This is a genomic window from Streptomyces sp. NPDC057877, assembly GCF_042796855.1.
GTDB lineage: Bacteria > Actinomycetota > Actinomycetes > Streptomycetales > Streptomycetaceae > Streptomyces.
In genome coordinates, this window is sequence record NZ_JBHVMS010000012.1 from 177,787 (window position 1) to 204,292 (window position 26,506).

Annotated in this window: 31 protein-coding genes; 18 read left to right on the forward strand and 13 right to left on the reverse strand. The window is 73.5% G+C overall.

What is annotated here, in order from left to right:
* Positions 1 to 4: 4 nt before the first annotated feature.
* Positions 5 to 1,345, reverse strand: a complete 1,341-nt coding sequence (locus ACFVQG_RS32515) for a lipase family protein (protein ID WP_383390370.1) — start codon at positions 1,343 to 1,345, stop codon at positions 5 to 7.
* 178 nt (positions 1,346 to 1,523) lie between these two features.
* Positions 1,524 to 1,982: a nuclear transport factor 2 family protein gene (locus ACFVQG_RS32520; protein ID WP_383390373.1), complete on the reverse strand. Its 459-nt coding sequence runs from the start codon at positions 1,980 to 1,982 to the stop codon at positions 1,524 to 1,526.
* A gap of 100 nt (positions 1,983 to 2,082) precedes the next feature.
* On the opposite strand from ACFVQG_RS32520, the gene ACFVQG_RS32525 reads away from it, so the two are divergent.
* The 3 genes from ACFVQG_RS32525 to ACFVQG_RS32535 all read left to right on the forward strand — a co-directional run bounded on the left by ACFVQG_RS32525 (position 2,083) and on the right by ACFVQG_RS32535 (position 3,882).
* Entirely contained in the window at positions 2,083 to 2,634 is a 552-nt protein-coding gene (locus tag ACFVQG_RS32525) for a TetR/AcrR family transcriptional regulator (RefSeq protein WP_383390375.1), read from the forward strand.
* 147 nt (positions 2,635 to 2,781) lie between these two features.
* Positions 2,782 to 3,408: a LysE family transporter gene (locus tag ACFVQG_RS32530; protein ID WP_383390378.1), complete on the forward strand. Its 627-nt coding sequence runs from the start codon at positions 2,782 to 2,784 to the stop codon at positions 3,406 to 3,408.
* Between the two features lie 24 nt (positions 3,409 to 3,432).
* Positions 3,433 to 3,882 carry a nitroreductase family deazaflavin-dependent oxidoreductase gene (locus ACFVQG_RS32535; RefSeq protein ID WP_383390381.1) on the forward strand — a complete coding sequence of 150 codons (450 nt, stop codon included), beginning with the start codon at positions 3,433 to 3,435 and terminating at the stop codon, positions 3,880 to 3,882.
* Between the two features lie 108 nt (positions 3,883 to 3,990).
* Here the strand turns inward: ACFVQG_RS32535 and ACFVQG_RS32540 are convergent, their stop codons facing one another.
* Positions 3,991 to 4,953 (reverse strand): cation diffusion facilitator family transporter, encoded by a 963-nt coding sequence (locus tag ACFVQG_RS32540; RefSeq protein ID WP_383390383.1) that lies wholly within the window; start codon positions 4,951 to 4,953, stop codon positions 3,991 to 3,993.
* Between the two features lie 158 nt (positions 4,954 to 5,111).
* Between ACFVQG_RS32540 and ACFVQG_RS32545 the strand changes: the two genes are divergently transcribed.
* Entirely contained in the window at positions 5,112 to 6,125 is a 1,014-nt protein-coding gene (locus tag ACFVQG_RS32545) for a glutathione S-transferase family protein (RefSeq protein ID WP_383390386.1), read from the forward strand.
* 60 nt (positions 6,126 to 6,185) lie between these two features.
* Complete coding sequence (locus ACFVQG_RS32550) at positions 6,186 to 6,482, forward strand: DUF4235 domain-containing protein (protein WP_383390389.1); 297 nt, start codon at positions 6,186 to 6,188, stop codon at positions 6,480 to 6,482.
* A 9-nt stretch (positions 6,483 to 6,491) separates the two neighbouring features.
* Here ACFVQG_RS32550 and ACFVQG_RS32555 read toward each other — a convergent pair whose 3' ends face one another.
* The 3 genes from ACFVQG_RS32555 to ACFVQG_RS32565 all read right to left on the reverse strand — a co-directional run bounded on the left by ACFVQG_RS32555 (position 6,492) and on the right by ACFVQG_RS32565 (position 8,535).
* A complete protein-coding gene (locus ACFVQG_RS32555; protein WP_383390392.1) occupies positions 6,492 to 6,884 on the reverse strand; it encodes a VOC family protein in 393 nt (130 codons plus the stop codon).
* Between the two features lie 78 nt (positions 6,885 to 6,962).
* Complete coding sequence (locus ACFVQG_RS32560; RefSeq protein ID WP_383390394.1) at positions 6,963 to 7,427, reverse strand: pyridoxamine 5'-phosphate oxidase family protein; 465 nt, start codon at positions 7,425 to 7,427, stop codon at positions 6,963 to 6,965.
* Between the two features lie 91 nt (positions 7,428 to 7,518).
* Positions 7,519 to 8,535 carry a GlxA family transcriptional regulator gene (locus ACFVQG_RS32565; RefSeq protein WP_383390397.1) on the reverse strand — a complete coding sequence of 339 codons (1,017 nt, stop codon included), beginning with the start codon at positions 8,533 to 8,535 and terminating at the stop codon, positions 7,519 to 7,521.
* A 71-nt stretch (positions 8,536 to 8,606) separates the two neighbouring features.
* On the opposite strand from ACFVQG_RS32565, the gene ACFVQG_RS32570 reads away from it, so the two are divergent.
* From ACFVQG_RS32570 to ACFVQG_RS32590, 5 genes are all read left to right on the forward strand, one after another.
* A complete protein-coding gene (locus tag ACFVQG_RS32570) occupies positions 8,607 to 9,557 on the forward strand; it encodes an NADP-dependent oxidoreductase (RefSeq protein WP_383390399.1) in 951 nt (316 codons plus the stop codon).
* A gap of 315 nt (positions 9,558 to 9,872) precedes the next feature.
* On the forward strand, positions 9,873 to 10,253 hold the full coding sequence (locus ACFVQG_RS32575) for an STAS domain-containing protein (RefSeq protein WP_383390402.1): 381 nt from the start codon (positions 9,873 to 9,875) through the stop codon (positions 10,251 to 10,253).
* A 107-nt stretch (positions 10,254 to 10,360) separates the two neighbouring features.
* Complete coding sequence (locus ACFVQG_RS32580; RefSeq protein WP_383390405.1) at positions 10,361 to 11,062, forward strand: DUF4230 domain-containing protein; 702 nt, start codon at positions 10,361 to 10,363, stop codon at positions 11,060 to 11,062.
* Positions 11,063 to 11,093: 31 nt separating this feature from the next.
* A complete protein-coding gene (locus ACFVQG_RS32585; protein ID WP_383390408.1) occupies positions 11,094 to 11,648 on the forward strand; it encodes a VanZ family protein in 555 nt (184 codons plus the stop codon).
* A gap of 145 nt (positions 11,649 to 11,793) precedes the next feature.
* The gene (locus ACFVQG_RS32590) at positions 11,794 to 13,062 is read left to right on the forward strand and encodes a ricin-type beta-trefoil lectin domain protein (RefSeq protein WP_383390410.1); all 1,269 of its coding nucleotides are present in this window, start codon (positions 11,794 to 11,796) and stop codon (positions 13,060 to 13,062) included.
* 19 nt (positions 13,063 to 13,081) lie between these two features.
* Here the strand turns inward: ACFVQG_RS32590 and ACFVQG_RS32595 are convergent, their stop codons facing one another.
* On the reverse strand, positions 13,082 to 13,318 hold the full coding sequence (locus ACFVQG_RS32595) for a hypothetical protein (RefSeq protein WP_383390412.1): 237 nt from the start codon (positions 13,316 to 13,318) through the stop codon (positions 13,082 to 13,084).
* A 114-nt stretch (positions 13,319 to 13,432) separates the two neighbouring features.
* On the opposite strand from ACFVQG_RS32595, the gene ACFVQG_RS32600 reads away from it, so the two are divergent.
* The 3 genes from ACFVQG_RS32600 (at position 13,433) to ACFVQG_RS32610 (ending at position 16,513) form a co-directional block, all read left to right on the forward strand.
* Positions 13,433 to 14,476, forward strand: a complete 1,044-nt coding sequence (locus ACFVQG_RS32600; RefSeq protein ID WP_383390738.1) for a PHP domain-containing protein — start codon at positions 13,433 to 13,435, stop codon at positions 14,474 to 14,476.
* A gap of 43 nt (positions 14,477 to 14,519) precedes the next feature.
* Positions 14,520 to 15,176, forward strand: coding sequence for an HAD family hydrolase (locus ACFVQG_RS32605; RefSeq protein WP_383390415.1), 657 nt, complete (start codon positions 14,520 to 14,522; stop codon positions 15,174 to 15,176).
* A gap of 302 nt (positions 15,177 to 15,478) precedes the next feature.
* On the forward strand, positions 15,479 to 16,513 hold the full coding sequence (locus ACFVQG_RS32610; protein WP_383390416.1) for an SDR family oxidoreductase: 1,035 nt from the start codon (positions 15,479 to 15,481) through the stop codon (positions 16,511 to 16,513).
* A gap of 24 nt (positions 16,514 to 16,537) precedes the next feature.
* Here ACFVQG_RS32610 and ACFVQG_RS32615 read toward each other — a convergent pair whose 3' ends face one another.
* From ACFVQG_RS32615 to ACFVQG_RS32625, 3 genes are all read right to left on the reverse strand, one after another.
* A complete protein-coding gene (locus tag ACFVQG_RS32615) occupies positions 16,538 to 16,804 on the reverse strand; it encodes a hypothetical protein (RefSeq protein WP_383390419.1) in 267 nt (88 codons plus the stop codon).
* An 81-nt stretch (positions 16,805 to 16,885) separates the two neighbouring features.
* Entirely contained in the window at positions 16,886 to 18,175 is a 1,290-nt protein-coding gene (locus ACFVQG_RS32620; protein ID WP_383390421.1) for an ROK family protein, read from the reverse strand.
* Positions 18,176 to 18,327: 152 nt separating this feature from the next.
* On the reverse strand, positions 18,328 to 19,314 hold the full coding sequence (locus tag ACFVQG_RS32625) for a phosphotransferase family protein (RefSeq protein WP_383390424.1): 987 nt from the start codon (positions 19,312 to 19,314) through the stop codon (positions 18,328 to 18,330).
* Positions 19,315 to 19,461: 147 nt separating this feature from the next.
* Here ACFVQG_RS32625 and ACFVQG_RS32630 point away from each other — a divergent pair, with 147 nt between their 5' ends.
* The 4 genes from ACFVQG_RS32630 to ACFVQG_RS32645 all read left to right on the forward strand — a co-directional run bounded on the left by ACFVQG_RS32630 (position 19,462) and on the right by ACFVQG_RS32645 (position 23,678).
* Positions 19,462 to 19,956, forward strand: coding sequence for an FBP domain-containing protein (locus ACFVQG_RS32630; RefSeq protein ID WP_383390427.1), 495 nt, complete (start codon positions 19,462 to 19,464; stop codon positions 19,954 to 19,956).
* A gap of 96 nt (positions 19,957 to 20,052) precedes the next feature.
* Positions 20,053 to 21,303 (forward strand): aromatic acid exporter family protein, encoded by a 1,251-nt coding sequence (locus ACFVQG_RS32635; protein WP_383390429.1) that lies wholly within the window; start codon positions 20,053 to 20,055, stop codon positions 21,301 to 21,303.
* Positions 21,304 to 21,352: 49 nt separating this feature from the next.
* Positions 21,353 to 22,396, forward strand: coding sequence for a hypothetical protein (locus ACFVQG_RS32640; protein WP_383390431.1), 1,044 nt, complete (start codon positions 21,353 to 21,355; stop codon positions 22,394 to 22,396).
* Between the two features lie 91 nt (positions 22,397 to 22,487).
* Entirely contained in the window at positions 22,488 to 23,678 is a 1,191-nt protein-coding gene (locus ACFVQG_RS32645) for a lactonase family protein (protein WP_383390433.1), read from the forward strand.
* Here the strand turns inward: ACFVQG_RS32645 and ACFVQG_RS32650 are convergent.
* Together ACFVQG_RS32650 and ACFVQG_RS32655 are read right to left on the reverse strand one after the other, a co-directional pair.
* Entirely contained in the window at positions 23,646 to 24,368 is a 723-nt protein-coding gene (locus tag ACFVQG_RS32650; protein ID WP_383390435.1) for a DUF2470 domain-containing protein, read from the reverse strand. The genes ACFVQG_RS32645 and ACFVQG_RS32650 overlap by 33 nt on opposite strands.
* A 76-nt stretch (positions 24,369 to 24,444) precedes the next feature.
* Positions 24,445 to 25,281 carry a pentapeptide repeat-containing protein gene (locus ACFVQG_RS32655; protein ID WP_383390437.1) on the reverse strand — a complete coding sequence of 279 codons (837 nt, stop codon included), beginning with the start codon at positions 25,279 to 25,281 and terminating at the stop codon, positions 24,445 to 24,447.
* 149 nt (positions 25,282 to 25,430) lie between these two features.
* Here ACFVQG_RS32655 and ACFVQG_RS32660 point away from each other — a divergent pair, with 149 nt between their 5' ends.
* Positions 25,431 to 25,631: a DUF5999 family protein gene (locus ACFVQG_RS32660; RefSeq protein WP_383390440.1), complete on the forward strand. Its 201-nt coding sequence runs from the start codon at positions 25,431 to 25,433 to the stop codon at positions 25,629 to 25,631.
* 7 nt (positions 25,632 to 25,638) lie between these two features.
* On the opposite strand, the gene ACFVQG_RS32665 is transcribed toward ACFVQG_RS32660, so the two are convergent.
* Positions 25,639 to 26,499 carry a sigma-70 family RNA polymerase sigma factor gene (locus ACFVQG_RS32665; RefSeq protein WP_383390442.1) on the reverse strand — a complete coding sequence of 287 codons (861 nt, stop codon included), beginning with the start codon at positions 26,497 to 26,499 and terminating at the stop codon, positions 25,639 to 25,641.
* Positions 26,500 to 26,506 lie beyond the last annotated feature (7 nt).

The window sequence follows — 26,506 nt, forward strand, 5'->3', positions numbered from 1 at the left end:
GGCCTCAGGGCTGGACCGGCATGGTCCAGCAGTTGCCGGACGCGGACTTGCCGGAGAGGCGGTCCAGGAGCCAGTCCGCCGCGTCGCCCTGGTCGGTGAGGAGCGGGCCGAAGTGGTTGAGGAGCGGGCTGACCACATGGGGCAGGATCACCGGCTTGTACGTGACGTTGCCGCCCCTGCGGCACCAGTCGACGGCGAGGCGGCGGGACTGGGCGTGGGGGACGAGGTTGTCGTTGACCCCGGTGGCGACCCGGACGGGTCCCGCGGGCTTCAGGTTGCCGATGCGCTGTTCGGCGAGGAACTCCTGGAGCGCGGGCTCGGCCTCGATGATCTCGCTGAGGGTACGGCCGTCCTTGGTCCACTTGGAGCTGCGCTGGTAGGCGTACGCGAACAGGGCGTCGCCCACGCAGCGGTGGGCCAGGTCGTCCAGCGCCGCCCGGCCCGCCTCGTTGATGTGCCGGTCGGCTATCGGCCGCAGGGCGGGCTCGGACTGGAGGAAGCCGTTGAGGGACCAGCCGAGCGCGCCGGTGAGTTCGGTGCCGTCGATCCCGGCGGTGACCTCGGTCAGCTCGGCGGGCGGGGCGCCGACGTAGGTGCCGGAGAGGGTGACGTCGGGCGCGTAGGCGGGCTGGAGTTCGGCGGCGGAGGCGGTGGCGCCGCCGCCCTGGCTGTAGCCGAACAGGCCGACGGGCGAGGACGCGGTGACCGACGCTCCGGGCAGGGAGCGGGCGGCGCGGACCGCGTCCAGCACGGCATGGCCCTCGTCGACCCGGTTGACGTAGGTGTGCAGCCGGTCGGTGGCGCCGAGGCCGATGTAGTCGGTGACGGCGACGGCGACGCCCCTGGCGAGCAGCCGGTAGATCGCGATGTCCTCGTAGCCGACGGAGAGGGTGTCGCCGTTGAGGCTGACGGGGTGCTGGAGGCCGAGTGAGGCGGCGCACTGGTCGCCCTGGCCCAGGGTGCCGGGGGCGACGACGACCAGCGGGCGGGGTCCGGTGCCGCGCCAGGCGGCGGTGGGTTCGAGGTAGGCGCCGGTGACGGCGGCCGGGGCGCCGTTCGCGTCGGTGGTCTTGTACATCAGGCGGGTGGCCTTGCCGGGGAACGGGCCGCCCAGGGTCGGCAGGCTGATGGCGAGCGGGAGCGGTTCACTGCGCACGAGGGCGCCGTTGGCCTCGGGCAGTGTGGCGGGCGGGGTGTAGAACGCCGGGACCGTGATGTCGCGCGCGGCGCTCCGCTCGGTCTCGGTGCTCGCGGCGGCGGGCAGGGCCTGGGCCCCGAGGCAGGCAGCGGCGGTGGCGGTGGTGACGGCCACGGCGAGCAGGCGGGTGCGGCTGCGTGCGGGCATGGCGAACCTCCTGGTGACGGCAAGTCGGCGGTACTGACCTAGCTCGCGCCACTCCGGAGTGACGGCCATGACCGTAACCAGCAAAGGGTTACCGGCGGTAGCACCCAGAAGGTTACGGTTCGGTAAGTTGACTCTGGAGTAAGGTGATGGCCGCTCAGAACACGCGGCGCCGCCCCCGCTAGCGGACCGGGAAGGACCGCCCCCGCTCGGACTCCGGCCGCGGACCGACGATCCGGCGCTCCCCCTCCTCGATGGGCACGTCATTGATGCTGGCCTCGCGCCGGGTCATCAGACCGCGCTCGTCGAACTCCCAGAGTTCGTTGCCGTACGAGCGCCACCACTGACCGTCGGCGTCCTGGGACTCGTACTGGAAGCGCACCGCGATGCGGTTGCCGTCGAAGGCCCACAGGTCCTTGCGCAGCGCGTACTCCCGCTCCCGCGCCCACTTCGCGGCGAGCAGCTCGGCGATCGCGGCCCGGCCCGTGACGAAGGTGTCCCGGTTGCGCCAGACCGAGTCCTCCGAGTAGGCGAGCGCGACCTTCCGCGGGTCGCGGGTGTTCCAGGCGTCCTCGGCGGCCTGCACCTTCCGGGCGGCGGTCTCGCGGGTGAACGGGGGCAGCGGCGGGCGGTCCGGCACGACGGCTCCTCAGGGGCGGGGACAGCGCGGAGAACGGACGTTCTCCGCGTCGCCTGCTACCGTACGAGAACGCACGTTCTCACGTCAACGGAGGGACCCCATGGACAGCGACGCCGCCCGCGAGCGGGCGCTGGACGCCGCGGAGCGGCTGTTCTACGGCCGGGGCGTGCAGTCCGTCGGGATGGACGAGATCCGCGGTGCCTCGGGGGTCTCGCTCAAGCGGCTCTACCAGCTGTTCCCGGCCAAGGAGCAGTTGGTCGAGGCGTATCTGGCGCGGCGCGACGAGCGGTGGCGCGGGCGGCTCGCCGCGTACGTGGCGCGGCGGGCCGATCCCGTCGAACGGATCCCGGCCGTCTTCGACTGGCTGGAGGCGTGGTTTCGCGAGCCGGACTTCCGCGGCTGCGCGTGGATCAACGCCTACGGCGAGCTGGGCGCCACCTCACAGGCCGTGACCCGGCAGGTCCGGGCCCACAAGGAGGCCTTCCGCGGCTACCTCGGCACCCTGGTGTCCGACGCGGGGCTGCCCGCCGCGCTGACCGGGCCGCTGTACCTGCTGGCGGAGGGCGCCATGGTGACGGCGGGCATCACGGGGAGCGCCGAACCGGCCGCCGAGGCGCGCACGGCGGCCCGGCTGCTGGTCGAGGCCGCCTGAAATTCGGTTGTCGGCGCACACCGGCAGGCAGCAGGATCCCGCCATGTCCGCCCACACCCATCCGTCGCCCCCGACCACCGCCCCCGACCGCTCGCCGGGGACGCGACAGCAGCGGTCCCACCCTGGAGGTCCGACGCCGCCGCGGTCATGACCGCCGCGCTCGTCGCCGGGCTGGTCGCGGGGTACGGCATCGCCGTCCCGGTCGGCGCGGTCGGCACCTATCTGGTGTCCCTGACCGCCCGCACCTCCCTGCGGACCGGTCTGTGCGCGGCCCTCGGCGTCGCCACCGCCGACGGGCTCTACGCCCTTCTCGCCGCCCTCGGCGGTTCCGCCCTCGCCGCCGCGCTACGGCCCGTGCTGGGGCCGCTGAGCTGGGCCGCGGCCCTGGTGCTGGTCACCCTCGCGGTACACGGCACGGTCACGGCCGTACGGCAGTACCGCGCACACCTCCTCACCACCCGGTCGGCGACGCCCCCGCCGAGTCCGGCCCGCGCCTATCTGGCGCTGCTCGGGATCACCCTGCTCAACCCGACCACCGTGATCTACTTCGCGGCCCTGGTCGTCGGCACCCGCGCCGCGGACGCCCTGAACCCGCTGGACCAGACGGTGTTCGTGCTGGCCGCGTTCACCGCGTCGGCCAGCTGGCAGCTGCTGCTCGCCGGGGGCGGCGCCCTGCTCGGCCGGACGCTGACCGGGCGCCGGGGGCGGCTGGTCACGGCGCTGGTGTCGAGCGGTGTGATGGCGGCGCTGGCGGTACATATGGTGGTGGTCTGAGTACGCGACGAAAGGTACGAAGTCATGCCTCTGGACGGCGAGTACGAGCCGAGCCCCACGAAGTGGGTGCGTGACCAGGTCGAGTTGTACGAGGGATCCGGCGGCACCGAGGGGACGACCCTCCTGGACACCGGGCGGCCGGTGATCCTGCTGACCAGCCGCGGGGCCCAGAGCGGCAAGCTGCGCAAGACCCCGCTGATGCGGGTCGAGCACGAAGGGCGCTACGCGGCCGTGGCCTCGCTGGGCGGCTCTCCGCGGCACCCGGTCTGGTACCACAACCTCAAGGCCGACCCCCGGGTGGAGCTTCAGGACGGCCCCGACAAACGGGACATGACGGCTCGTGAGGTCACCGGCGAGGAAAAGGAGGAGTGGTGGAAGCGGGCCGTCGCGGCCTATCCGGACTACGCCGACTACCAGAAGAAGACGGACCGGGAGATCCCGGTCTTCGTGCTGGAACCGGTCGACGGCCACTGAGGGGCGACCGCCCACCACGGGAGACGGCCGCTCACGACCAGGGGACGACCAGTCGGTGAATTCTCGTGTGCGGGAGGCATGAACCGCCCCGCGCCGGGCACCCGCACTTCAGGCCCCGCCGCGCTCCCCCGTCGCGGCGGGGCTTTCCCCTGCCTCCTGCGCAAGGCGGTCGGTCACGTCGAGGAACACCTGATCGGCCTCCGGCACGGTCCGGGCGATGGTCCGCTTGATGCGTACGGCGACCTCCTCGACCCGCTCGCTGTCCAGGCCCGGCACCAGGTCGACACGCGCCGCCACCAGGGCCGTATCGACGCCCGTCTTCATCGTGAACAGCGCCTCCACACTGTCGATCTCGGGCTGGGCCCGCAGCACGGCCTCGATGCGGCGGCTGGCCCGCGGGTCGGCGGCCTCACCGATCAGCTGGTCCCGGGCCTCGCGGCCCAGCCGGTAGGCGACGTAGACCAGCAGCGCGCCGATCGCCAGCGACGCCGACGCCTCCCACACCACCTGCCCCGTCGCCAGGTGCAGGGCCATCCCGGTGAGGGCGAGGCAGACGCCGACCACCGCGGTGCCGTCCTCGGCGACGACCGTGCGCAGCGCCGGGTCGCGCAGTCCGGCCGCGCGCCCGCCCTGCCTGCGCACCTGGTAGAGCGCCCGCAGCAGCGAGGCGCCCTCGGCGAGCAGGGCCACGCCGAGCACGACCATGCCCGCCACATAGCCGCCGAAGGACTCCTCGGTGCCGTTCCTGAGCGCCTCGAAGCCCTGGAAGAAGGAGAAGCAGCCGCCCATCACGAAGATGCCGACGGCCGCGAGGAGCGACCAGAAGAAGCGTTCCTTGCCGTAGCCGAAGGGGTGCCGCCGGTCGGCGGGGCGGCGGCTGCGGCGCAGGGCGGCGAGCAGGAACACCTCGTTCAGGGAGTCGGCCACCGAGTGCGCCGCCTCCGACAGCAGCGCGGGCGACCCGGCGATCAGGCCGCCGACCGACTTGGCCGCCGCGATCAGCAGATTGGCGGCGAGCGCCACCAGGACGGTGACCCGCGTCCTGCGGTCCGCCTTCCGGTCCCCTGTCATGCGCCCCTTCCGTGGAGTCGTGCCGCCGTACTGGAGTCCTGCCGCTCACCTTCGCCGAATGCCCCGGACGGAGGAGATCACACGGTGGTGGGCGGAAACGGCGGAAGTCGGGGAACCCGTTCGGCGGGAGCGGTTCCCGGTGTGGAGGAGAGCGGGACATGAGCGACGAGGGCGACGGGAACAGGGCGTACGGCAGGACCGCGTTCAAGCGGTCCAGGAGCCACTTCACGGACCGGATCACGGCCGACGGCCGGGACGGCTGGCCGGTGGCGGCCGGGCGTTACCGGCTGGTGGTCAGCCGGGCCTGCCCGTGGGCCAGCCGGGCGGTGATCTCACGGCGGCTGCTGGGCCTGGAGGACGCCCTGTCGATGGCGGTCGCCGACCCGGTGCAGGACGACCGCAGCTGGCGCTTCACCCTGGACCCGGACGGCCGCGACCCGGTGCTCGGCATCCGCTTCCTCAGCGAGGCCTACGACCGCCGCGAGACCGGCTATCCGGGCGGCGTCAGCGTGCCCGCGGTGGTGGACGTGCCCAGCGGACGGCTCGTCACCAACGACTACCAGCGGCTCACCCTCGACCTCGCCACCGAGTGGACGGCCCTGCACCGGGACGGGGCGCCCGACCTCTACCCACGGGCGCGACGCGACGAGATCGACGCGGTGATGGCGGACGTCTACGGGGACGTCAACAACGGTGTGTACCGGGCGGGCTTCGCCACCGGCCAGCAGGAGTACGAGGAGGCCTGCGCCGGGGTGTTCCGGCGGCTGGAGCTGCTGGCGGACCGGCTGGCCGGGCGGCGCTACCTGGTGGGCGACACCCTCACGGAGGCGGACATCCGGCTGTTCACCACCCTCGTCCGCTTCGACGCCGTCTACCACGGCCACTTCAAGTGCAACCGCTGGAAGCTGACGGAGAACCGGGTGCTGTGGGCGTACGCCCGGGACCTGTTCCAGACGCCCGGCTTCGGTGACACGGTCGACTTCGGCCACATCAAGCGGCACTACTACCAGGTGCACACCGGCATCAACCCGACCCGTATCGTGCCGCTCGGGCCGGATCTCGCGGGCTGGCTGACCCCGCACCACCGGGAGGAGTTGGGCGGGCGGCCGTTCGGGGACGGGAGCGCGCCCGGTCCGGTCCCCGCCGGTGAGGAAGTGCCCGCGGCGGGTTAGCCAGGTAGGAATGAGCTGCACGCCCGAACACGGACGTGCCGCAGGAGTGAGGAGACCCAGGTGGCGTACAAGAAGAAGATCCCGATCGGCTACCAGCCGCTGGGCTGGGTGCTCGGCTGGGCGGGCGGGGCGGTGGCGGGCATGGTCTTCCGCAGGACGTGGAAGGCGATCCGGCACGAGGACGATGCGCCCGACGCCCTGGACCCGAACCGCAAGTGGGGCGAGATCCTGCTGGCCGCCGCGATCCAGGGCGCCATCTTCGCGGCGGTGCGCAGTGCCGTGGACCGGGGCGGTGCCAAGGCCATCGAGCGGTCGACCGGGGTGTGGCCCGCCTCCGAGAAGGGCCGCCAGGACTGACCGGACGCCTCAGCCCAGCTTCGGGCCCTGCGGCACGGAGCGGCGCAGGCTGAAGGAGTGGCCCGCCGGGTCGGCGTAGGACCGTTCCTCGAAGGGGCCGGTGGCGTCCTTGGTGTCCGTGGGGCGCCCGCCGAGGGAGACGATGCGGCGCTCCGCCTCGTCCAGGTCCGTCACCTCGAACTCCAGATGGGCCTGGAGGGAGTTCTCGGGGCGCGGCCAGCTCGGCGGCGTCGCGTTCACATCGCGGCGCAGCGCCAGCTGGGTGCCGTCCGCGCTCCTGATCTCCACCCGGTTGGCGGTCAGATGGACCTCCTCGGCCTCCAGCAGTCCCTTGTAGAACTCGGCGAGCTTCTCGGGCTCGGCACAGTCGAGCACCACGACGCCCGCTTTCACCAGTGCCATGTCTCCTCCGTGGGATCGGCGGGCGCGGTGCGGTGGTGCGCCGCGCCCTCTTCCCACGGTTGTCCCGGCGCGGCGGTTTCAGTCGGCCACCAGCCACCGTCCGTCCCGCATCAGCTCCCGCCCGTCCAGTTCGTCGGCCTCGCGCCAGGCCTGGATGCGGGCGGGCCGGATCCGGAAGTACAGGTAGGGCGTGCTGAGGGTGCGCGGGTCGAAGCCCGTCTTGACGGCGAAGAGGTCGGCCTCCTTGTCGGACAGCTCGGCGGGGGGCACCGGTTCGGCGGTGCCCTCGACCATGACGACGTCCCGGGTCGGCCCGATCCCGATCCGCACCCGGCCGTTGCCCGTGAGGTTGCGTCCGGTGGGCGAGGCGGCCGGGGTGGACACCAGCAGGGTGCCGCCGTCCCAGAGGAAGGACAGCGGCACGAGGTACGGCACCCCCGCCGTCTCGTCGGCGGTGGCGATCCAGGCGTCGACGTCCTTCTCCAGCCGGTCGAGCGTGTCCTGCTTGCGCTGCTGCGCGCTGCGCACGGGCTCAGGGATCATCGTGGGCGGGCCTTCCGCGAGTTGTCGTACGGGGTGTGGTGCGCCCAGTGTGACGGGCGGGGGGTGAGGACGCGAAAGGGGGCGGGGGCGCTCAGCGGGTCGGCTGGAAGGTACGGCGGTAGGCCTGCGGGGAGACACCGATCGCGGCGTGCAGGTGCTGGCGCAGGGAGGCGGCGGTGGCGAAGCCGACCTCGGCGGCGACGCGGTCCACGGGGAGGTCGCTGGACTCCAGGAGGTGGCGGGCGCGGGCGACGCGCTGCTGGATGAGCCAGCGGCCGGGGCTGAGACCGACCTCGTCGTGGAAGCGGCGGGCGAAGGTGCGCAGGCTCATGGAGGCGTGGGCGGCGAGGTCGGTGAGGGTGAGGGGTTCGCCGAGCCGTTCGAGGGCCCAGACGCGGGTGGCGGCCGTGCTCGCGGCGCCGGGTTCGGGCACCGGCTGCTCGATGTACTGGGCCTGGCCGCCGTCCCGGAACGGCGGCACCACGCAGTACCGGGCGACGGTGTTGGCGAGCGCGCTGCCGTGGTCCTTGCGCAGCAGGTGCAGGCAGACGTCCACGCCGGAGGCGGCACCGGCCGAGGTGAGGACCTCGTCGTCGTCGACGAAGAGGACGTCGGGGTCGAGGTCGATGTGCGGGAACAGCCGCCGGAACCGGTCGGCGAGGTGCCAGTGCGTGGTCGCCCGGCGGCCGTCGAGGTACCCGGCGGCGGCCAGCACGAACGCGCCGGTGCAGATGGAGACGAGCCGGGTGCCGGGCCGGATGTGGGTGAGCGCGGCGGCGACCGGGGCGGGCAGGCCGTCGGTGAGGTACGGCGGGGCGACGGGCGCGACGATCACGGTGTCCGCGGTGGCCAGCGCCTCGGGGCCGTGCTCGGGCGTGACGGCGAAGTCGGCCGCGGTGCGGACCGGCTGGCCGTCGACACCGCAGGTCAGCACCTCGTACCGGTCACCGGCCATGCCCAGGATCCGGCTGGGGATGCCCAGTTCGAAGGGGTAGACGCCGGTCATCGCCAGGACGACGACTCGGTGTGGATCACTTCCGGCATGACTTCCGGCATGACTTCCGGCACCACTTGCGGCACCACTTGCGGCATCCCTCACAGCACTCATGGCACGATCCTATCGGAGCTTGGCAATCATGCCATTTCCCCGGCGGGCGGGCGCGGGCAGGCTGGGTCACCATGAACACCGTGAACACGATGCGTGCCATCAGCCAGGACGTCCTCGGCGGTCCCGAGGTCCTGAGGGAAGTGGAGTTGGAGCGGCCCGCGCCGCGGCCGAACGAGGTGCTCGTGCGGGTGCGCGCCGCCGGGGTCAACCCGACCGACTGGAAGCACCGCGCGACCGGGGGCTTCCTCGGCGCACCGCCGTTCGTGCTCGGCTGGGACGTCTCCGGCACGGTCGAGGCGACCGGCATCGGCGTGGCCGCCTTCCGGCCCGGCGACGAGGTCTTCGGCATGCTGTCCTACCCGTTCGGCCACGGCTCGCACGCCGAGTACGTCTGCGCCCCGGCCCGCGCCTTCGCGCCCAAGCCCGCCGGGCTCGACCACGTCCAGGCGGGCGCGCTCCCGCTGGTGTCGCTGACGGCCTGGCAGGCCCTGGTGGAGCTGGCCGACCTCCAGCCGGGCCAGCGTGTACTGATCCACGCGGCGGCCGGTGGCGTCGGCCACGCGGCCGTCCAGATCGCCAAGTCCCGTGGCGCCCATGTCATCGGCACGGCGAGCGCGGGCAAGCACGACTTCCTGCGCGGCATCGGCGTGGACGAGGCGATCGACTACCGCACGACGGACTTCACCGAGGCGGTACGGGACGCCGACGTCGTCCTGGACACCCTCGGCGGCGACAACTCACTGCGCTCGCTGCGCGTCCTGCGCCCGGGCGGCATCGTCGTCTCGATCCTGCCGGTCGGCTCCGACGAGTTCTACGAGGAGGCCGAGCGCCTCGGCGTCCGCGCGGCCCGCATGCTCGTGGACGCCGACCGCACCGGCATGCGCGCCATCGCCGACCTCGCCGAGTCGGGCGCGCTGCGCCCCACCATCGCGGGCACCTTCCCGCTCGCCGAGGCCGCCAAGGCGCATGAGCTGGGCGAAACGGGCCGTACGACCGGCAAGCTGGTCCTCGTCATGGACTGACCGCCACCGCACGAACAAGGGCCGAGCGCCTCGATGTCGGCGCGGTCCGCCGCGCTCGTGGTCTGACCGCCACTCCCCGCTCTCCACCTCCCCCGCCCTCAACAGCCCACCCCGCGCCCCGGCGTCCACGCAGACCCCGTGCTCGTGGACGCCGACCGCGTGCCCGCTCCGTGCCTCTCCCGCCCCGGAAGTGAACTCCCTTACGCTCGGCTGGAATTCAACGACATATGTCAATCGAACATGCTGGAATTCACTCCATCGGGGGTAACTTGCTGGGCGGGAAACATTGTGAGGCACGCTGGAGGCGATGTCGTCGTGGGTCAGGAGGCCGCGCCGCTCACCCGGCATCTGCGCGTGCTCCAGGACGGTGGGCACACCGTCCTGGAGTTCCGCGGTGAGATCGACATCCTCGCGGCGACGGAGATCGGCCCGCACCTGGACGCGGTGACCAAACAGCCGGGCTGCCGGATCGTGATCGACATGCGGCGGGTGGAGTTCTTCGACTGCTCGGGGCTGCGGCTGCTGCACCGGGCCAGGGTCCGGGTGCACGAGCACGGCGGGCGGCTCGCCCTGGTCTGCACCCACCCGCTGACCCTGCGGATCCTCCGCATCTCGGGCCTGTCCCTGCTGCTGCCCCCGCTGCCCACCCTGGAGGCGGCCCTCGACGGACCCGGCGCGCCTTCCGGCTCCTACTGACCCGTTCTGCCCCCACCCGGCTCCTGCAAGGGTCGTACATACCTCAACGACCGTGCCTGGCACGCGATTTGGGGGGCATCCGGTCAGTAGGAAGGAGGGCCGTCGCCATGACGACTCCCATCAAGCGCCTCCCCGGGCGCCTGCCCGGCTGGGCCAAGGTGCTGAGCGCCCTCGCACTGGTGCTCGCGCTGATGTTCGCCGGTTTCCGGCTGAGCGTGGTCCCGGGCCTGAAGGACTTCTTCGGCACGGAGACCCACGACCGCTCGGGCCCGGCGCTGCTCAAGTCCATCCAGGACATCAGCCGTTACGACGCCGCCTCCGGCAACTTCCAGGTCGTGGTGGACCTGGAGAAGGACACCAAGTTCCTGCCCGACGCCATCCGAGGCAGCCGCACCCTGTACGTCGGGGCGGGCACCGTGGACGCCTACGTCGACCTCGGCGCGGTCGGCGAACGGAACGTGACGGTCGACGACGACCGCACGACGGCCACCCTGCGCCTCCCGCACGCGCGGCTCGGCAAGCCCGCCCTCGACCCCGACCGCTCCTACGCCGTCTCCAAGCAGCGCGGGCTGCTCGACCGGCTCGGGGACGTCTTCTCGGACAACCCCAACAGCGAACAGGCCGTGCAGCGGCTCGCCGTACGGCACATCGGGGCCGCGGCGAAGGAGAGCGAGCTGACCGCGCGCGCCGAGTCGAACACCACCGACATGCTCGAGGGCCTGCTGGGTTCCCTCGGCTTCAAGGAGGTACGCGTCACCTACGGGAGCCCGGAGCGGCCGGAGGAACCGGAGCGGTCCGAGCAGCCCTAGCCGTCACGGGAGACCGAAGACTGGAGGACCGATGGCCCGTGTGGCCTTACGCTCCCTCGTACCGTCCCGACTGCGCCCCGCGAAGCCGCAGGGCGCCCCCGGACCGGAGCCGCCGCCCCGCAAGCGGCGCCTTCTCGCGGTCCTCGCCCGGCTGGCGGCGATGGCGTGCGCCTTCGTGTTCATGGTGGCCTTCGCGGTCGTCCTGGCCCGGGTGACCCTCCAGCCCTCCCCCGCCTCGGAGGCGCTGACCCACAGCAACCTGCACCCCGGGCGCTCGGTGCGGGCCTATCTCGACCAGCCCGAACTGCGCGACGCCGTACGGCAGATCGGCGGCAACGTGCTGCTCGGCATCCCGTTCGGCGTCCTGGTGCCGGTGCTCGCGCCACGGGCGCGCGGGGTGCTGCGGGTGCTGGCGCTCACCGCGCTGGTCATGCTGCTGGTGGAGCTGGCGCAGGGCGCGATGGTCACCGGGCGCGCCTTCGACATCGACGACGTCATCCTCAACTCCACGGGGGCGCTGTTGGGTTATCTGCTCCTCGGGCGGCGGCTCGGGCGGGCGGTGCACGCGCGGGCGGGGAGCGGCTGACGTCCGGGGCCGACCTCTGGTCCGGACCAAGGTATTGACGACCCCTTAGCTCACCTCTTAAATCAAGGGCAGCGCTTTCCCCGTTCTCACCCCCCACCACAGTCGGCGCCCCGTCCCACCGGGGCGCCGTACGGAAGGGAACGCCGTGCCCTCCCCCCGCCTGCCCCGCAGATGTCTGCTGGCCCTGCTGTCCGTCGTCCTGGTCGCCACCGCCGCCGCCGTGCCCGCGAGCGCGGAACCGGCCGCCGCCCCGGCCGCCATCCAGGCCGTCACCCCGGCCGCCGTCCAGGCCGTCACCTTCTCCGACACCTTCGACGGGCCCGCCGGGTCGGCGGTCAACTCCTCGAAGTGGCAGATCGAGACCGGCGACAACGTCAACAACCACGAGCGGCAGTACTACACGCCGGGCGCCAACAACGCCGCCCTCGACGGCCAGGGCCATCTGGTGATCACCGCCCGCCGCGAGAACCCGGCCAACTACCAGTGCTGGTACGGCACCTGCCAGTACACCTCCGCCCGGCTCAACACGGCCGGGAAGTTCACCGCGCAGTACGGGCATGTCGAGGCCCGGATGAAGATCCCGCGCGGGCAGGGCATGTGGCCCGCGTTCTGGATGCTCGGCAACGACCTCGGGGACGTCGGCTGGCCCGCCTCCGGCGAGATCGACATCATGGAGAACGTCGGCTTCGAGCCATCGACGGTGCACGGCACCCTGCACGGCCCCGGCTACTCCGGGTCGGGTGGCATCGGCGCGGCGTACTCCCTGCCGAACGGGCAGGCCTTCGCGGACGCGTTCCACACCTTCGCCGTCGACTGGGCGCCCGACTCGATCACCTGGTCCGTGGACGGCCAGGTCTACCAGCGCCGCACCCCCGCCGACCTGGGCGGCCGGGCCTGGGTGTTCAACAAGCCGTTCTTCCTCATCCTGAACCTCGCGGTGGGCGGCTACTGGCCCGGCGACCCCGACGGCTCCACCGTCTTCCCGCAGCAACTGCTCGTGGACCACGTCTCGGTGACCACCAGCGACTCCGCGACCGGCGCGGCGATCCGGGGCCTGGCCGGGAAGTGCGTGGACGTGGCCGGGGCGAACTCCGCCAACGGCACCCCCGTACAGCTCTACGACTGCAACGGCACCGCCGCCCAGCGGTGGACGGTCGGCTCGGACGGGACACTGCGGGCGCTCGGCAAGTGCCTGGACGTCACCGGAAACGGCACGGCCGACGGTTCCACGGTCCAGTTGTGGGACTGCACGGGCGGCGCCAACCAGCGCTGGGTGGTCACCGCGGCCCGCGACATCGTCAACCCACAGGCCGACAAGTGCCTGGACGTGACCGGGAACAACTCGGCCAACGGCACCCGCCTGCAGATCTGGACCTGCACGGGCGGCGCCAACCAGAAGTGGACGGTCGGCTGACGGGCCGCCGCACGGCGGGTCAGTGCGGGGTCCAGGTGAACTTGTCGCCGCCGACCCAGCGGACCACGTCGGGATCGTCCAGGTCGTGCACCGTGATGCCGAACGAGGCGGCGGTCTGGAGGACGTCCGTGACGGCCCTCGCCTCCCCGACCACCTCACCGTCGATCTCGACGATGCGGAAGGGCGGCCTGCCCGGCTGGACACCGAGCACCAGGATCCTCGGGTGGGACATGTAGGGGCTCGCGATTTCGGTCATGCCATAGAGCGTAGGACGCAATCGGACAAAGCGGACCCCTTGCGGCGCACCCCCCAAGCCTCCGCGGGGGTGCGCCGTACCGCCCTCCGGGACACCCTGGAGGAGGAGGTGGCGATGGATCCCGTCGAGGCGCTGGAGCGGATCGCCTTCCTGCTGGAGCGGGCCCTGGCACCGACGTACCGGGTCCGCGCCTTCCGCACCGCGGCCCGCACCCTGGCGGCGCTGCCCGGGGACGAGGTGCGGCAGCGGGCGGCGGCCGGGTCGCTGGAGTCCCTGCGCGGGGTGGGCCCGAAGACGGCGCAGGTGGTCGTGGAGGCGCTGGCCGGGGACGTGCCGGGGTACCTGGCGAAGCTGGAGGCTGAGGCGGCCGAGGCGGCGCAGGACACGCGCGCGCGGGCCGGTGGGCGGCTGCGGGCCCTGCTGCGCGGCGACTGTCACACGCACTCGGACTGGTCGGACGGCGGCAGCCCGATCGAGGAGATGGGCCGGGCCGCGGCGGCGCTGGGCCACGAGTGGACCGCGCTGACCGACCACTCGCCGCGGCTGACGGTGGCGCGCGGGCTCAGCGCGGACCGGCTGCGCGAGCAGCTCGACGTGGTCGCGGCGCTCAACGCGACCTGGGCGCCGTTCCGGCTGCTCACCGGGATCGAGTGCGACATCCTCGACGACGGCTCGCTCGACCAGGAGCCCGAGCTGCTGGAGCGGCTCGACGTGGTCGTGGTGTCGGTGCACTCCAAGCTGCGCATGGACGCGCCCGCGATGACCCGCCGCATGGTGCGCGCCGTCCGCGATCCGCACGCCGACGTCCTCGGGCACTGCACCGGACGGCTGGTGACCGGGCGGGGGCGGCCCGAGTCGCGGTTCGACGCGGAGGAGGTGTTCGCGGCGTGCGCCGAGTCGGGCACGGCCGTGGAGATCAACAGCCGTCCGGAGCGGCTGGACCCGCCGCGCGCCCTGCTGCGCCGGGCCGTCGCGGCGGGCGCCCTGTTCTCCGTCGACACCGACGCGCACGCGCCGGGCCAGCTGGACTGGCAGATCCTCGGCTGTGCGCGGGCGGAGGAGTGCGGGGTGCCCGCGGAGCGGGTGGTGACCACCTGGTCCGCGGACGAAGTGCTGGACTGGACCCGGGAGGGACGGGTGCCGGAGCGGGCTCGGTAGCCGGTCGCTGGGTACCCGGACGGGCGACGAAGGGAGAGCCACCGTGGAACGCGCCGCCGTGTTCGACGTCGACGGCACGCTCGTCGACACCAACCACCTCCATGTGACGACCTGGTGGGAGGCCTTCCGGCAGGCCGGGCAGCCGGTCCCGATGCACGCCGTGCACCGCGCGGTCGGGCTCGGCTCCCGTGACCTCGTCGCGCACCTGCTCGGCGAGGACCGGGACCGCGCGCAGGACGCGCGGATCAGCGCCGCGCACAAGGTCCTCTACGGGCAGTACTTCGACCGGCTGCCGCCCCTGCCGGACGCGGGCCGACTGCTGCACCGGCTGCACGAGGACGGCTGGGCGGTGGTGCTGGCCACCTCGGCGGGCGGGGCGGAGCTGGCCGCGCTGCGGCGGGCGATCGACGCGGACGACGCGATCACGGCCACGGCGAGCGCGGACGACGTGGCCGAGGGCAAGCCCGCGCCCGAGCCGGTCGAGCACGCCCTGGAGCTGGCCGGGGCGCCCGCGGACCACTCGGTGTTCGTCGGGGACACGGTCTGGGACATGCGGGCGGGCACCCGCGCGGGGGTGCGCTGCGTGGGCGTGCTGTGCGGCGGCATCCCGCGCGCCGACCTGGTGGCGGCGGGCGCCGAGGCGATCTACGACGATCCCGCGCACCTGCTTGCCACACTTCCAGAGAGCCCGTTCGCCTGAGAATCACAGGCGAGTGACACAGATCACCACGGATTGTGCGCCTCGATGGAACACCACAGGGGGGTTCCCCGTTGAACAGACCGTGGGTGCGGATGGGACAGTGTCCCCGGGCCTCACCTTCTGCCCACAGGGACGATCGTTCGGCTGAAGCCCTGTGGAGCGTCTCGCCGAGAGGCGACCGCCATCCGCGCCCACCGCTTGACCGCCCCGACCGTGATCCCCCCGTCCGGTCGGGGCTTTCTCCTGCCCTGACCGGGTACTCGGCCCTTCCGCGCGGAACGTACGGCCGAGAGGAGCCGAAGGTGAGCAGCGCAGCGGGCAGCAGGGTCGTCGTCACGGGCGCCACCGGCAACGTCGGCACCAGTGTGGTGCGCCTGCTCTCGGAGGATCCCGGGGTCGCCTCGGTGCTGGGGCTGGCCCGCCGGATCCCCGACTGGGAGCCGCCGAAGACGGACTGGGCCGGGGTCGACATCGCCTCGGAGCAGAGCGACCTCACGGAGCACTTCGCGGGCGCCGACGCCGTGATCCATCTGGCCTGGGCGTTCCAGCCGACCCACGACCCGGCCACCACCTGGCGGACCAACGTGCTCGGCGGCATGCGGGTCTTCGACGCGGTGGCCGACGCCGAGGTGCCGACGCTGGTGCACGCCTCCTCGGTCGGCGCGTACTCACCGGGTCCCAAGGACCACGCGGTGGACGAGTCCTGGCCGACGCACGGCTGGCCGGACGCCGCGTACTGCCGGGAGAAGGCCTATCTGGAGCGGGCCCTGGACACCTTCGAGGGCGCGCATCCCCGGGTGCGGGTGGTGCGGATGCGGCCCGCCTTCCTCTTCAAGCGGGAGTCGGCGAGCGAACAGCGGCGGATCTTCGGCGGGCGGTTCCTGCCGGGTCCGCTGGCCCGGCCCGAGCTGCTGCCGTTCCTGCCGGACATCCCGGGACTGCGCGTGCAGGCCCTGCACACCGACGACGCGGCACGGGCCTATCTCGCGGCGGCGCTGCGCTCGAACGCGCGGGGCGCCTTCAACCTCGCCGCGGATCCGCCGATCGACGCGGAGCTGCTGAGCGAGCTGCTCGGAACCCCGCGCCGGGTGCGGCTGCCGCGTGGCGCCGCCCGGTCGGCGATCGCCGCCGCGTGGGGGCTGCGGCTGCTGCCCGCCTCGCCGCACCTCTTCGACGCGGTACTGCGCCTTCCCCTGATGGACTGCGCGCGTGCGCACACCGAGCTGGACTGGCAGCTGCGGCACACGGCTACCGAGGTACTGGAGGAGTTCCTGCAAGGGCTCCAGCAGGGCGCGGGAGCGCCTACGGAGCCGATGCGGGGGCGGAAGGTGGGCTGAGCCGGGCGCCTGCCGAGGCAGGTCTCAGGCCGACGACTCGTCCGGCGTCGGGTGCTCCGGGTGCACGGTGGCCCCGTGCGCCGCGCCCTCCCGCCCGGTGCCCGCCTCGTCGGTGTCGGGGACCTCGTCCGTGGACTCCGTCTCCTGTCCGCTGTCGTCGGTGCCGGGGTCGGCGTCGCGCGGGTTCACGTCCCAGTGGTCCTCGCCCGCTCCGCTCTGCTGGTCCTGCATGTCCCGGGGCACGGGCTCGCTGCCGGTCTCGCCGGGTGCCTGGTGCCGGTGTGCGGCCACGATGCTCTCCCTTCGTGGTGGACAGCGCCTGTCGGGCGACTGACGAACCGGGCGGGTACCGCCGTGATCAGCGCCGAAACCTCAGCTCGGGGCCCGTTCCCGCAGGGCCGCGCGCCACGCCGGGGGCGGGCCCTCGGGCGCGGGTTCGGGGCGACGGCCGCCCCGGGCGAAGAAGTCGGCCAGCGGCAGGATCGCCGCCCCGACGGTGACCGCGTCGGGGCCGAGCGTGCCCAGCTCGATGGTGACCTTCTCGGCGGGGTGGCGCAGCGCGTACGCGGTGGCATGACGGCGTACGGCGGGCAGGAACCCGGTGCCGAGCTGCAGTCCGGCCCAGCCGCCGATGAGGATGCGCTCGGGCTGGAAGAGGTTGATCAGGTCGGAGAGCCCGGCGCCCAGGTACTCGGCGGTCTCCTCCAGCACGGCGAGGGCGACGGGGTCGACAGCGGACCCCCGGTCGGGATGCGCGGCGGCCAGCATCGCGGTGAGCGCGGTCTCCTCGTCGACGCCCTCCGGCGGATGTCCGCCGCCCTCGCGCCAGCGCTCCAGCAGCGACTCGGCACCGGCGTACGCCTCCAGGCAGCCCAGCGCCCCGCAGCGGCAGCGGCGCCCCCTGACCCGCACGGTCAGGTGCCCCCACTCCACGGCCCGGCCCTGCGCCACGTCCGCGGTGACCAGGCAGGCGCCGACGCCGGAGCCGAAGAGGACGACGGCTGCGTTGCGGGCGCCCCGGCCGCCGCCGAACCACATCTCGGCCTGGCCGAGCGTCTTGGCGCCGTTGTCGATGAAGCAGGCGACCGTGTCGGGCAGCCCGGCGGCGGAGCGCAGCAGGGACTCCAGCGGCACCGCGTCCCAGCCGATGGTCTGGCCGTGCACCACGGCGCCCCGGTCGGGGGTGCGCTCGACGATGCCGGGGACGCCGATGCCGACGCCGAGCAGTTGGCCGGGGGCGATGCCGGTGGCGGCGAGCACCTCGGCGACGCCGTCGCGGATGTGGCCGACGATCACCTCGACGTCGTAGCGCTGGGGGGTCAGCGGGCGTTCGGTGCGGGCGCGTTCGGTGAGGGTCAGGTCGAACAGCTCGACGCGGACCCGGGTCTCGCCGACGTCGACGCCGATCATGTGGCCGCTGCCGGGCGCCACGCGCAGCAGGGTGCGGGGGCGACCGCCGTCGGAGTCGACGCTTCCGGCCTCCTCCAGCAGGCCGTCGGCGATCAGGTCCGCGACGACGTTGCTGACGGAGCCGGAGCTGAGGCCGGTGGCCGGGCCCAGCTCGAAGCGGCTGAGGGGTCCGTCGAAGTAGAGCTTCTGCAACACGGCCGTGCGGTTGGCCCGCCGTAGATCGCGTACCGTGCGCCCGTTGCGCTCCGCCATGTGGCTCCCTTCGACCCCGCCCCGACCGGCGAACCCTCGCCCGACCTGCAACCTACCGTCACGGACCGGTCGGACGCGATATTACTCCAACCCTTAATTCATGTGATGAGACAAGCTGTGCGATGAGACAGGCACCCGGCGGGCCGGAGGCGTCAGGCGGCCAGATCCTCGATCTCGGTCAGCGCCGCGACGAGTTCCGGGGCGACCGTCTGCCGCACCCACCGCGCGTTTTCCTCGCCGACCGCCCGCGGGACCGTCTCGGTGAGCATGATCACGTAGAGGTAGGCACGGTAGAGCGCGAGCCGGAGCGACGCCGGTCCGTCGAACTCCGCCCGCCCTCCGGCCTGCCGGTAGCCCGCGAGGAACGCCTCGTCCTTGCGGATGTCGCCCAGCAGCGCCAGCGAGACGAAGTCGGCGAGCGGGTCGCCCCAGAACATGCGCTCGCCGTCGATGAGACCGCCGACGCGCGGCGGCCCGGACGCGCGGTCGACGAGGATGTTGCCCGGCCAGAGGTCGAAGTGGACCAGGCACGGGACGGTCACCTCCCCGAGCGCCGCCCGGGCGCCCCGCACGACGGCGGCGATCTCGTCGACGGGGCGCGGCAGCCGGGCCCCGTAGTGGCGGGCGTCGGCGAGGACGGCGTCGAACATCCCGGTGAAGGCCGTGGCCCAGTCGGCGGCGAGCGGGCCGAGGGCGCCGGACGGGTAGCCGAAGCCGGGTCCGGTGATCCGGTGCAGCCGGGCGACCGCGCGGCCCAGTTCGGCACGGAGGGCGCCCTGCTCGGCGGCGTCCAGCGCGGCGTCGTCCCAGCCCGCGCCCGGGCAGGCGGTCATCAGCAGATACGGCACCGGGGCGTCCGGGCCGGACAGGGACACCACCCGGGGCGCCGCCACGTCCGCCGCCGCGGCCCCGCGGTAGAACTCGGCCTCCCCGACCAGCAGCCCCGCTTCGTAGCGCAGTCCGGGCACGTCCGCGGCGGGCGGCACCTTGAGGACGTACCGGTCGCCGCCGGTGAGGCTCAGCTCCGCCACGGCGTTGTACGTGCCGCCGGTGAGCGGCCGGAGCCCCGTGAGCCGCTCCGGCGGGATGCCCGCCGCCCCCAGGACGCTCCGGGCCCGTTCCCAGGAGTCCACCGTCATGCTCCGCCCCTCCCCCTGATGCGACCCCCACCCTACGGAACACCACAGGCCGCCGTCCGGAAATCCATTCGACGTCACTTCTGCGCACCGCATACCTTAGGGAGCTGCCTAGGAACCCTAGGTTGGACCGTGATTCCGGAGACCCCCATGAAACCGCTCACCGAACAGGACATCCGCGCCTCCTTCGTCAACTGCTCGAAGGGAGAGGCCAAGCGGCTGGCCGTACCCCGCGATCTCGGCGAACGCCCCTGGGACGACCTCGACTTCCTCGGGTGGCGGGATCCCGGGGCGCCCGACCGCAGCTATCTGGTCACCGAGCGGGACGGCCGCACGGTCGGCGTGACCCTGCGCTTCCCGCCCCCGCAGCGCGGCTTCCTGCACCGCAGCCTGTGCGCGCTGTGCCTGACGGGGCACCCGCGCGGCGGCGTCTCCCTGATGACCGCGCGCAAGGCGGGCGCGGCGGGCCGCGAGGGCAACTCCGTCGGCCTGTACATGTGCGCCGACCTCGCCTGCTCCCTGTACGTCCGCGGCAAGAAGATCCCGGAGTCCGGCGCCCGCTTCGAGGAGAGCCTGACACTGGAGGAGCAGATCGCCCGTACGACGGGCAACCTGCACGCCTTCCTGGACAAGCTGTACGCCTGAGCCCCCCTGGGCAGGACGTGACTAGCCGTGACGAGCTGTACGCCTGAGTTGCGGCGATACGTTCGGTACGCGGCGTTGCGGGGAACAGCCCAAGGGATGCGAGTGGTGAGTGAGTGGCCGGAACCCTTGGTGCGCGCGGCGAAGCGGCGCCGGGAACCCGTCGTCGTGCAGGCGCTGCGGTCGACGTTCGCGGCGACGATCGCCTATGCCATCGCCCTGCAACTGAGCCCCGAGACGGCGCCGCTGACCGCGCCGCTGACCGCGCTGCTGGTCGTCCAGGTCACCCTCTTCGCCACCCTCACCAACGGCATCCGCCGGGTGAACTCCGTGGTCGCGGGGGTCCTGGTGGCCATCGCCTTCAGTCTGCTGGTGGGTCTGACCTGGTGGAGCCTGGCGCTGCTGATCCTGGCCTCGCTGGGGGTCGGGCACCTGGTGCGGGTCGACGAGTACGTCCCCGAGGTGGCGATCAGCGCCATGCTGGTGCTCGGCGTGACCACGCACGGGGAGTACGCGTGGGCGCGGGTGCTGGAGACGCTGATCGGCGCGGTCGTCGGGCTCGGCACCAACGTGCTGCTGCCGCCGCCGGTGTGGACGGGCGAGGCGGGCGCGTCGATCGAGGGGCTGGCCCGGCGCCTGCGCCAGCTGATGCTGCGCATCGGCGAGCAGGCCGCCGACCGCACCCCGTTCGCGCTGGCGGCCGAGCGGCTGCACGAGGCGCGCCGTCTGGACCACGACATCGTCCAGGTGGACGCCGCCCTGCGGCAGGCGGAGGACAGTCTGCGGCTCAATCCCCGGGTGCGTGAGGGCCTGCTGAACCGGGTGGTGCTGCGCACCGGCCTGGACACGCTGGAGATCTGCACGGTGGTGCTGCGGGTGCTCGCCCGCACCCTCACCGACCTGGCGAAGGAGCGCGAGCCGGAGCCGTTGTTCGAGCGGGAGACCGGTCTCGTCGTCCAGCAGGTGCTGTCGGAGATCGCCGACGCGGTGGTCAGCTTCGCGGTGCTGGTCACCACCCAGGTCAGCGCCAGCGCCGAGTCGGCGGAGGCCCGGCTCACCGCCGAACTGCACAGCGCGGCGGCCACCCGCGACAAGCTGGCCGAGCTGCTGCTCCAGGTGGTGCGGCGGGACGCCCGGCAGTGGGAGCTGCACGGCGCCGTGCTCACCGAGGTCAACCGCATCCTGGACGAGATGGACACCGAGCACCGCTCGCGCCGTCTGCTGGAGGAGCTGGACCGCGTCTCCCAGGAGCAGCGCGAGCGCATGCCCCGGCTGACCCGGTTCCAGGAGTGGCTGGGGCGTTTCCCGCGTCCCCGGAACCGCGGTGCCGCCGGACGGCGTTCTCTGTGAGGAGGCCGCTCGCGGGCGGCGGGGGCACGACGGCGAGGAGAGCGGGCGGATGACGGCGAGCGGCGTACGGATCGACGGGAACACCCTGCGGCTGCCGGGCGGGGTGGCGGTGCGGTTCATCCGCACCCTGCGCCTGCCCGAGAAGGGCACGCACGCGCTGCCGCCCGGCCTGGGCGAGTTCCCGGTGCGCCGGGTCGCCGACTACCCGGACACCGTGCCCGAGCAGTGGCGGGCGCGCGGCGGGGTGATGCTGCCGGTCTATCTGCGCGAGGCGATGTGGCTGAGCTTCGCGGGCACGCTGGAGCCCGCCGCGCTCCAGGTCGGGGTGGGCAAGGTGTGCGCGGTCTCCGGCAAGCCGTGGAGCGACCGGCTCACCCGCCGCCCGCAGAACTACGTGGTGCTGCCGCGCCAGCCCTGGCTGGACGGTATCAACTCCGGCAAGGGCACGGTCCGGCAGTTCGTGGCGGTGCCGCTCGGGCTGGGCGCGACCGTGGAGGGCCAGGTCACGGGTGAGGAGACCTGGGGCGGGGTACAGCTGCAGTCCTTCCCGCTGAACGACACCGTGCTGGAAGAGTGGCGGGCGCGGGAGCGGCGCCGGAGGGAGACCGCCGCACGCGTCCCGCAGGCGCCGGGGGCGGCGTTCGGCGGGCCGGTACCGGTGGCCGCGCAGATGGCCGCCCCGGGAAGCGCGCCGCGTGCCCGCCGGACCGGCGCGGCGATGGGGCTGGGCGTGGGCGGCTCCATGCGCCAGGAGGTCTACGAGGACGACCGGCCGCTGTCGGACTGGGCGCAGGCCCCGGCCGGACGGGTCTTCGTGCACTTGGTGACGCCGCCGGAGTGGCGCCGTATCACCGGTGAGGCCCCGCCGCCGTCGCCGGTGGACCGGGCCGCGTACACCGCGGCGGGACTGCCCTGGTACGACTACTACGACGCGGACGCCGACGACCTCGCGCCCACCGCCCCGCTCACCTCGGTGCAGCCGGTCGGCGAGTGGCTCGGCGACGATCTGGAGCCGTGGCAGGAGCCCTCGGACCAGCAGACCAAGCCGCTGGGGGACGCGCCGGGCAAGCCGGTGGCGGACGGCGACTGGTAGCGCGCCCGGAGCGCCGGTTTTGCGTCCGGCGGGCGGGACGGGTCAGGGTGGTCCCCATGGCCGGGGGCGATCGACGACCTGAGGTGCGGGCATGGGCGGTGGGACGGCGGCGGGCGGCGGCTGGAGCAGGCGGCGGTTCGTCGGGGCGCTGAGCGGTGTCGCGGTGGCGCTCCCGGCGGCGGCCTGCGGAACCCCGGAGCCCCCGGCGCCGCGGGCGGGTGCCGGGAGTGCGCGCCGGACCAGCGCGCCGCCCGGCCCCCGCCCGCTGTACCTGGGCACCTACACCTCGGCGGAGGGCGGCGGCAAGGGCATCGGCCTCGCGGAGTACGACCCGGCGACCGGCGAGATCACCGGCGGCCGCACGCTGCCGGGAGTGCGGGACCCGTCGTATCTGGCGCTGCATCCGGACGGCCGCACCCTGTACGCGGTCAGCGAGCGGGCGGACGGTGCCGTGACCGCGGTGCGGACGGGCGGCCACGAGGTGCTGGGCGCCCGGGGCACGGGCGGCGGGGGTCCCTGCCATCTGTCGGTGCATCCGGGCGGCCGGTGGCTGCTGAGCGCCAACTACACCTCGGGGAGCGTGGCCGTGCACCCGATCGACGCCTCGGGCGCGCTGGGCGAGCGCACCGACCTGGTCGTCCACACCAGTCCCGCGCCGGGGCCGGGTCAGCAGGGCCCGCACGCCCACCAGTTCGTCACGAGCCCGGACGGCGGCCATGTCCTGGCCGTCGACCTGGGCACGGACACCGTCTACACCTACCGGCTGGACGACGGGGCGGGCACGCTCACCGAGGTCTCCCGGGCGCGCACCCGGCCGGGCGCCGGGCCCCGCCAGCTGACCTTCCATCCGGACGGCCGGTACGCCTATCTGGCCAACGAGGGGGACAACACCGTCGCGGTCTGCCGCTACGACCCGGACACGGGCCGCCTGGCCCTGGGCGAGCCGCAGTCCACGGGCGCGGACCGGGGCACGAACCACCCGGCGCAGCTGGCGGTGACCCCGGACGGCGGGTACGCGTACCTCGCGAACCGGGGGCACAACAGCCTCGCCCGGTACGCGGTGGAGGCGGACGGGGCCCGGCTGCGGCTGCTCGGCACCGTGCCGGTGGGGGGCGACTTCCCCCGGCACCTCGCGCTGTCGCCGGACGGGTCGCTGCTGTTCGCGGCGAACCAGCGGTCGGGGACGGTGAGCGTCTTCCGGGTGGACGAAGGCAGCGGGCGGCTGACCCTCACGGGTCGGCCGTTCGCCTCACCCGTCGCCGTCTGCGCGCTGCCGGTGTAGGGCGCGCGGGCAGTTGGCGCTGGCCTGGGAGAGCAGGACGTGCATGCGCTCGGTGAGCTGGCCGAGGTCGTCGGCGGGGCGGTGGAACGGCAGTCGTACGTCGCCGTCGGCGCGGCGGCGTTCGATGCGCAGTGTGAGGCCGTGCCGGTCGACGGCGAGCGGCTGGACGCGGGTCGCGCCGAGCAGGCTGCCGGGCTCGACGAGCCGGGTGAGCCGTTCGACGGCGTCGCCGTGGCAGTCGGCGAGATGGGTGAGCAGCCGGGCCTCGGCGGTGGCGAGCGGGTCGGGCGCGGCGGCGGCGAAGTCGTCGAGGTCGACGACCAGCACGCCGGACCGCTCCCGCAGCACCACCCGGGTGGCCCGGAAGACGAGATGGCCCTCGGCGAGCGACAGCCAGCCCGCGATCCACAGCCGGGCCCGGATGCGGCCCCGCACGGGCACCGGCGCGACATCGGCGAACTCCAGCACGGCGGACGGCTCACCGCGGGGCGCGCAGACGGCGGCGGCGAGCAGGGCGCTGTCCTCGGGCACCCGCAGCGTGACCTGTCCGTCCTCGGCCACGGTGTGCGCGCCGACGAGTTCCTCGCGGACGCCCTCCGACGTCACCGTGCACGACCACGCGGCGGCGAGCACCGAGCGGGCGCGTTCCGCCGCGGCGGGGGCGGCCGTCCAGACCTGACTGTCACCCATGACCCATCCTCCTTAGGTAAGCCTTGCCTAACCTACCGAAGATCGAGGGGTACGCCAACCACACACGCCCAGCGGTCTACGACACCCAGTGGGCGGGCCGTCGCACCGTCCCCGGCAGCCGGGTGCCCACACTCCCCCGGGCCGCGTCGATCTGGGGCTGGGTCAGGAAGAAGGCGCCGGTCAGATCGGCGTCCGTGAGGTCGGCGTCGCGCAGGTCGGCGCCGATGAGGTCCGCACCGCGCAGATCGGCGCCGGTGAGATCGGCGGCGATCAGATAGGCGCCGCGCAGGTTCGCCCCGCGCAGGTCGGCGCCCTTCAGCCGGGCGCCCATGAGATCGGCGCCCCGCCGGTCCTTCTTCCGGCCGCCGACCGGGGCCCGCGCCAGCTCACTGCTCCTGAGCAGCAGTCCGCTCACCTCCTGGCGGTGCGCGCCCACGTCCAGCGCGGCGAGTTCATCCGGCGTCCCCAGGGTGAGCCGCTCGGTCTCCTCCAGGGCCCGGCGCAGTTCGGGGTGCAGGGGCCGGACGGCGGGCAGGGTGAGCGCCTCGGTCAGATACCAGAGCAGTTCGTGCAGGTGCCGTACCACCGGGAAGACGTCGAACATCCGGCGGGCGTGCTCGCGGGCGGCGCCGCGCCAGTCCCGTCCGGCGAAGGTGACCTGCGACACCTTCTGACCGGCGCCGAAGCAGTCGTAGACCGTGCAGCCGGTGAAGCCCTTGTCGCGCAACCGGGTGTGGATCGTGCACCGGTGGTCGGTCGCGAGGTTCGGGCAGGGCCTGCCCGCCTCCTTGTCGAGGGCGAAGTCGGCGGAGGCGGCGAAGGGCAGGGCGACACAGCACAGGCCGAAGCAGTTGACGCAGTCCCCGCGCAGCGCGGCGGCGCCGGTCACGGGGCCGCCCGGTTGTTCTTGCATGGCAAACACCCTAGACGGCGCCCCGGAACCCGACCTCACCGATGAGTTCCGGGCGCTGTGGGGGTCCTCTCATCCAACGGAAAACAACGTCGGCTACCACTGGGAGACAGGCCGAAAGGCAGGAGCCGTCCGCTTTCGAGGAGACCGCCATGTGCAGCCACCAGCCCCCGTGTCCGACCGCCGCAAGCTCCGATCACCACGCCGCCGTCATCGTCGCCGCCCACCCCGAACAGGGCTGGAACCTGCTGTGCAACGGCACCATCGTCTTCGACGACACCGGTGAGGTACTCCCCGACGGCCGGGCCGTCGCCCCGCACCGGGTCGCCGACCGGCTGGCGGTGGCTGTCTGACGTACCGTCAGCGCACCCCGAGGCGGGCGAGACGGTCGGCGTCGGCCAGGACGTACAGCTCGGTGATGCGGCCGTCGGCGACGGTCACCGTCAGCAGGGAGACGGGCCTGCCGTCGGAGACGGCCAGCGCGCCCACTCCGCCGTTGACCAGCACCACCCGCTCGCTGAAGCCCAGCTGACGGAAGATCAGCGCCTGTCCGGCGATCTTGGCCGAGCCGCGCAGCAGCTGCGACATCGTGCCCGCGTCCGCGCGCAGCACCGCGTCCGGGTGCAGGACGGCGACGAGCGCCTCGAAGTCGCCCTGCCGGGAGGCGGCGAGGAAGGCCTCGAGGACCTCCTTCTGCCGGGCGACGTCGGGCTCCGGCGCGGGGGCGGCGCCCTGCACCCGGCGGCGGGCGCGGCTGGCGAGCTGCCGGGTCGCGGCCGAACTGCGCTCCACGATCGGCGCGATGTCGTCGAACGGCACCGCGAACAGGTCGTGCAGCACGAACGCCAGCCGCTCGGCGGGCTCCAGGGTGTCCAGGACCACCAGCAGGGCGAGCCCGACGGAGTCCCCGATCAGGGCCTCCTGCTCGGGGTCGACATGGTCCAGCGGGCTGACGACGGGATCGGGGACGTAGGTCTCCATGGGCTGCTCGCGGCGGGCGGCGCGCGAGCGCAGCATGTTCAGGCACACCCGCCCGGCCACGGTCGTCAGCCAGCCGCCGAGGTTGCGCACCTCGGAGACGTCGGCGCCGCTGTACCGCAGCCAGGTCTCCTGGACGGCGTCGTCCGCCTCGGCCAGCGAGCCGAGCATCCGGTAGGCCACCGCGCGCAGGTGCCCGCGGTGCTCCTCGAAGCGGTCCGCCAGTACCTCGGTCTCGTTCACCGTGCTC